Annotated in this window: 1 pseudogene; it reads left to right on the top strand. The window is 64.0% G+C overall.

The annotated features are described in order from the left end of the window. Positions 1-420: pseudogene (locus GVL03_RS20890) on the top strand (oxidoreductase); the annotation flags it as partial.

The raw sequence follows: 420 nt of genomic DNA, 5'->3' as shown, positions 1-420 counted from the left end.
GGTGTGGGTGGGCTACGACCCTTCGCACACAGGCGATTCCGCCGCGCTCGTGGTGCTGGCGCCGCCCAGCTCTCCCGGCGGCAAATTCCGCGTGCTGCACCGCCAGCAGTTCAAGGGCCTCGACTTCGAGGCCCAGGCCGAGGCGATACGCAAAGTGACGCTGCACTACAACGTGCAGCACATCGGCATCGACACGACGGGTATCGGGCAGGGCGTTTACCAGCTCGTGACCAAGTTCTACCCCGGCGCCAAGAGTTACCACTACTCCGTCGAGCTGAAAACGCGTCTCGTGCTGAAGGCCAAGAGCGTCATTAGCAAAGGGCGCCTTGAGTTCGACGCTGGCGCCGTAGACCTGGCCCAAGCCTTCATGGCGATCAAGAAGGTTCTCACGGCGAGCGGCCGGGCCTCGACGTTCTCGGC

The sequence above is a fragment of the Microbacterium sp. 18062 genome, assembly GCF_902706225.1.
GTDB lineage: Bacteria > Actinomycetota > Actinomycetes > Actinomycetales > Microbacteriaceae > Microbacterium.
This window is presented reverse-complemented; position numbering and strand designations above follow the sequence as displayed.